Annotated in this window: 2 protein-coding genes; both read right to left on the bottom strand. The window is 53.6% G+C overall.

Going from position 1 to position 5197, the window contains the following annotated elements:
* Nucleotides 1–134: 134 nt before the first annotated feature.
* Nucleotides 135–3599, bottom strand: coding sequence for a PKD domain-containing protein (locus BLP80_RS14260; protein WP_143002317.1), 3465 nt, complete (start codon nt 3597–3599; stop codon nt 135–137).
* A gap of 5 nt (nt 3600–3604) precedes the next feature.
* Nucleotides 3605–4468 carry a YncE family protein gene (locus BLP80_RS14265; RefSeq protein ID WP_143002318.1) on the bottom strand — a complete coding sequence of 288 codons (864 nt, stop codon included), beginning with the start codon at nt 4466–4468 and terminating at the stop codon, nt 3605–3607.
* Nucleotides 4469–5197: the final 729 nt, after the last annotated feature.

Consider the following 5197-nt stretch of genomic DNA (forward strand, 5'->3'; position numbering starts at 1 on the left):
ATAGGCGGGACTGCGTGCAGCACGCGAGGATGAAACCTAGCAGGTAAAGCACCCAGCTATTTTTTCTCGTAATCATCATCATCACTCCTCTGGAATAAAGGCACCCCAACGATCTTTCTTGTCAGCCGTTCTCTTCATGGCAGAATTACGTGCATGCCATTTATGTCGTGACCAGCGAGCCCATGCTCGGAACCTCTCCAGAAGAGAGCATAGTTACAGCTGACGATAGGCACGGCTGATTGGGGCGTACAGCGGAAAATATCGGCGCCATTACCGCTTATCCCTGGCACGGAGAAATTGCCCTTGGTGGTCAAATAGATATTGCCCGTACTATCAACCGAGGCGCCGTCCACATCTTCGCCACTGAGCTCTACGCTTGAGCCGTCGAAATAGAGCTTCCAGCTACCGCTGGTCGTCTCGCCCAACGAAGTAGCGGTAAATACAATGAGATCTTCCTGACTGCCGGATACCCCGGGAACGCTGAAGCTGCCGCTAATACTGACAAGCAGCCGTCCATCCGGCAGGAAACTCAAGGCATCAATTTTTTCACCACCGACTTGCGAACTGGGTCCTAAACCAACATTCGCCCCTTTGAAGTACAACTCGAATACCCCTGCCGTATTATTCTGACCGAGGTTGGTGGGGATGAAACGGATAATGTCAGCATTATCAACAAATCCCACATCGGGCAATGTAGCGGCATCCCGTATGGTAAATAGAATGCTGCCGTCCGCCATGAGGTGAAAGCTGTTGACGTCCGCAGAGCCCAAGCCGGCACTAGAGCCATCGAAATAGAGCGACCAGCTGTCGGTAGCGATATCATAGCGGAGGATATCCTCACGACCGAAGGAAATATTTCCCACCGAGCCACTCTTAGTGCTGGTTGTCACGTAGATACTCGCTGACCCCGAGGACTGGGACACGATGGTCACGCTGATGGAATGTGAACCAGCCAGGCCACCGCTGTCGGTCACTGAGGCGGTGATGACATGCGTACCTACGCTCAGACTGGAGGTGTTGACTGTTCCGCCATTTCCTAATGCACCATTGAGCGAGGAGATCCAAGCCAGCGATCCCGTCAGGTTCCCATCCTCGGTATCCGATGCTGTCCCGGTGAACGTGATCGATTGTCCCTGCGTAAACGTTGCATTATTGGCCGGAGAATTAATCGTCACGCCCGGTGCCGTATTTTGCGTAGGGGTGGTACCGACGATCACGCTGATGGAACGTGAACCAGCCGAGCCGCCGCTGTCGGTCACCGAAGCGGTGATGACATGCGTGCCTACGCTCAGACTGGAGGTGTTGACTGTGCCGCCATTTCCTAATGCGCCATTGAGCGAGGAGATCCAGGTCAACGATCCGGTCAAGTTGCCGTCCTCAGTATCGGATGCCGTGCCAGTAAATGTGATCGCTTCACCCGCGGTAAACGTCGCATTATTGACTGGCGCGCTTATCGTCACGGTTGGCGCACTGTTTCCTGCCGTGCCATGAACCAGATCGATGCCATCCAAACTGTAACCAGCTAACCCATAGGCGGAACCGCTCCACACGAGGTCATAAGTGCAGTTGGTAGTGGATCCGGTTGACTGTGGCTGGCATCGGAAAATATCGGCGCCATCCCCACTCACGCCAGGTACGGAGAAGTTACTGTTGGTAGTTAGATAGATATCTCCATTGCTATTAACCGAGACGCCTTCCACATCTTCGCTAGTCCCACCATCACTGAGCCCCACATCCGAGCCATCGAAATAGAGCTCCCAAGTACCGCTGGTGGTCGCGCCCAGGGAAGTGGCGGTGAAAGCAATGAGGTCTTCATCACTACCCGACACGCCCGGCACGTTGAAGTTACCACTGGTGCTGACAAGCAGCCGCCCATCCGGCAGGAAACTGATGGCATCAATCTTTTCGCCGCCGACTTGCGAGCTGGGTCCCAAGCCGACATTCGCCCCTTTGAAATAGAGCTCGAACGTACCTGCGGTATTATTCTGACCCAGGCTGGTGGGGATGAAACGGATGATGTCGGCATTATCGACAAATCCCACATTAGGCAATGTGGCGGCCTCCTGCATGACGAACAGAATGCTGCCATCCGCCAGGATGTGAAAACCGTTGAGGTTTACGCCCGATGTACCCAGCCCGACATTGGAACCATCGAAATAGAGCGACCAAGTGTCGGTATCGATATCGTAGCGGAGGATATCTTCACGGCCAAAGGGGATGCCTCTGACGGTGCCACTCTTCGCGCTGAGCGACACATAAATACTGGTCAATGGCGGAGGGGGCGGCAACACGGTGATTTGCACCTCGTCACTGTTGGTCAGCTCCGAATCGTCGGCGGTGAGGCGCAAAACATAGACGCCCTCCGCACTAAAGTTTGCCGTGGTTTGGGCTGTGTTTTGATTGCCGAAAACTACTGCGCCAGGGCCGCTCACCTGGCTCCAGTTGATGGTGACTTGGGCAGGGGGATTGGGCAGCCCATCATCATTCACGATGCCATTCAGCGTAGTACAGGGCCGATCGGTCGAGCCGCTGCAACTGGCCGTAAAAGGAACGATTTGATCCGCGCCGGCGGACAGATTCGGCCGTTGATTTTCTTGTGTCCCACCGCCAGAGGGTGTTCCCGGGAAGGAAATCTCATACAGCTTGCCGTCGTTTTCGTTGGGATCATTATTGTTATCCACGCCCCGATCAACAATGTAAAGATTCAGCACGCCCGGATGGGGATCAAACCCCACCCCACTCCACGGCCCCAACGCGAGGCCGGCAGGAAAACGGGCTCTTGCTGCAGAAATATCGATCAGGCGCACCAATGCGCCGCTGGTGGTTGCCTCCACGACCCTGGTTGCGGGTTTGCCGGAAATATAGAGATTGCTCGTCGCTGGATCCCATTCGATGCCTTCGGGATCATCGATACCGAGACTCAAGGTGTCGAAACTGGTAACGATGTCATCCCCGCTGGGCGGCGCACCATTGAAGCGGCCATTGGGTCCTGGCCGGACTTTGTAAACCTCGGCGTTGAGTCCATCGGCAATATAGAGGGCCCCTTCGGTCGGATCATAAGCCACGCCTTCCGGATCGGTGGAATTGAAGTCGCGCGTATTGATTGAGCCCACCACCGTATCATCGGCGGTGCCAAATACGCCGTCAGTACCCGGAGCGACTTCAAAGATCCGCCTTTTAATATCGTCGGAGATGAAAACGTGCAAATTGAGGGGATTGAAGGCCACCCCTGTCGGCTCGTCAGAATAAGAAATGGTATTCGAACTGACCAACAGCTCGCCGGTCGAGGTCGTTTCAAAGGCGTTGACATTTTGGTTGCCGAACAACCAATCCATTTCGTCGACTTCGCCATCGCTGATGAGCAGATGGCCAGCACGGGAACCCGCATTCAGATAGGCAATGCCTGACGGGTCGGGACTGCCGATGGCGCCCGGGTTCATGGTGTTGGGGTCGGGACAATTAGGACGGGTAAAGCACGACAGATCCACAGACTGAATCAGGGTGCCCACTACATTCTGGGCAAACAGACTCGGTTGCATGAACCCCGAGAGGATGAAACCAAGGGTAAGCAGTATCCAGCTATTTTTTCGAGTCGTCATGGCCATCACTCCTCTGGAAAGTGAGCTCTTGGACTTAAAGAGCCTGGCAGCACCCACTCGGTGACTTGCCCCTGTAAACCATGATCAGTCGCTAAATACAGATGAAAGACCTCGGGGGGATCAGTTAAATCCAGACTCGGCGAGAAAATCATACCCTGCGGTATGCCCGTCAGAGGGAAATCGAAAGTTTTGACCAGCTCACCCGTCCGGGTTAGTTTGTACAGGAGCCGCTGCTGAGGGTTTATGACATAAAGGTGGTTATCCTCCGGGTTGAAAGCCAAGCCGCGCAGCCCACCCAGGCTACGGGGAAGAGGGATCTCGGAAACCGTCGCGCCGGCAAAGACCCGCCCCGGTTTAAGTGTGACGCGTAAAATGCTCGGTCCCTCCGCATCCAACACATAAAGCACGCCATTGCCCGGATCCAGCGTCATGCCCTGGGGATTGACAATCCCGCTGCCTTGCAAGCCCGAGCGTTGAATGCCCTGGGGATTCATCGCATCCAGCGCCTTGCCTTTGATGGCCAGCAATTGCCCGCGCTGCGTATTCAGCAGAAACAAACGCGAAAGACCAACACCTTTTGCGCCGGTAGAGAGGCTGTCAAAAGCCAGGTTGATGGGGTCAGCCGTCTCGAGTGGAGCGAGGGTAATGCGGCCCTTTCCACCGGTAGGCGGCTCTACCAGCACGACGCTGGGACTGCCTGTTGTTGGCTCATGTAACATCAGCAGCGTATGGGAGCCCGGTGGAAACCCAACGCCGCCTGCCTGCAGAAGATCGGAGGCATTTTCGCCAAAAAATTCCTCCCGGAAGACATGATCGATCTCCACAATGCGGATTTGTTTCAGCGCTGTTGCAACGGATTGTGCTTTCACTGACGGACTGTTCATCGACATCAAAATTAACATCGAACTGAGCGAGAAAATAAGCAATAGCGTCTTTTTCATGAATCTTCCTCCTTCAATTAAAGCCAACAATGACTTGCAATGTCTCTTAATAAATATTAAGCAACTTACGTGCCACGTTTAAAACATGTTTATTAATAACGCATTAGCAACATTACGGACATCTTTATGCCAGGGAGTGTAAAAATGATCGACAGAATACAAATGACAGAAAACACATGATTCAGGGGTAAGCTGCCGAGTGCTTTGTATATTACGTAGCGCGCTTACTTCCGGCATACATAGCGCACACTTAGAGAATTTTTCGATAAACAGCGATGAGCTGTACGCTCCATTGGCTTTCGACAAAAAAGTCTTGCCAGTTCGGCACTGCTGATTTCTATCGAATAGCTGTCGAATAGCTATCTATTGCAGAATGAACAAACGCGGCTCAAATATTGCGAGTACAGCTAGCGATTTTCCCGGGTATTGCGTATTGCAGTTGTCGCGCCAAGAGTGTCGCATGTTATGCGAAGCACACTTGGCGATTCATTACGCGGCGGCAATTCTGTCGGGGTGCCCGGTGATCAAAGGACACCCCGACATTCCCTGTCAGCCGTTCACTTCATGGCAGAATGACGTGCATGCCATTTACGTTATGACCGGCTAATCCATGAGTGGAACCACTCCACACGAGATCATAAGTACATTTGGTGATAG

The sequence above is a fragment of the Nitrosomonas sp. Nm132 genome, assembly GCF_900100485.1.
Lineage (GTDB): Bacteria > Pseudomonadota > Gammaproteobacteria > Burkholderiales > Nitrosomonadaceae > Nitrosomonas.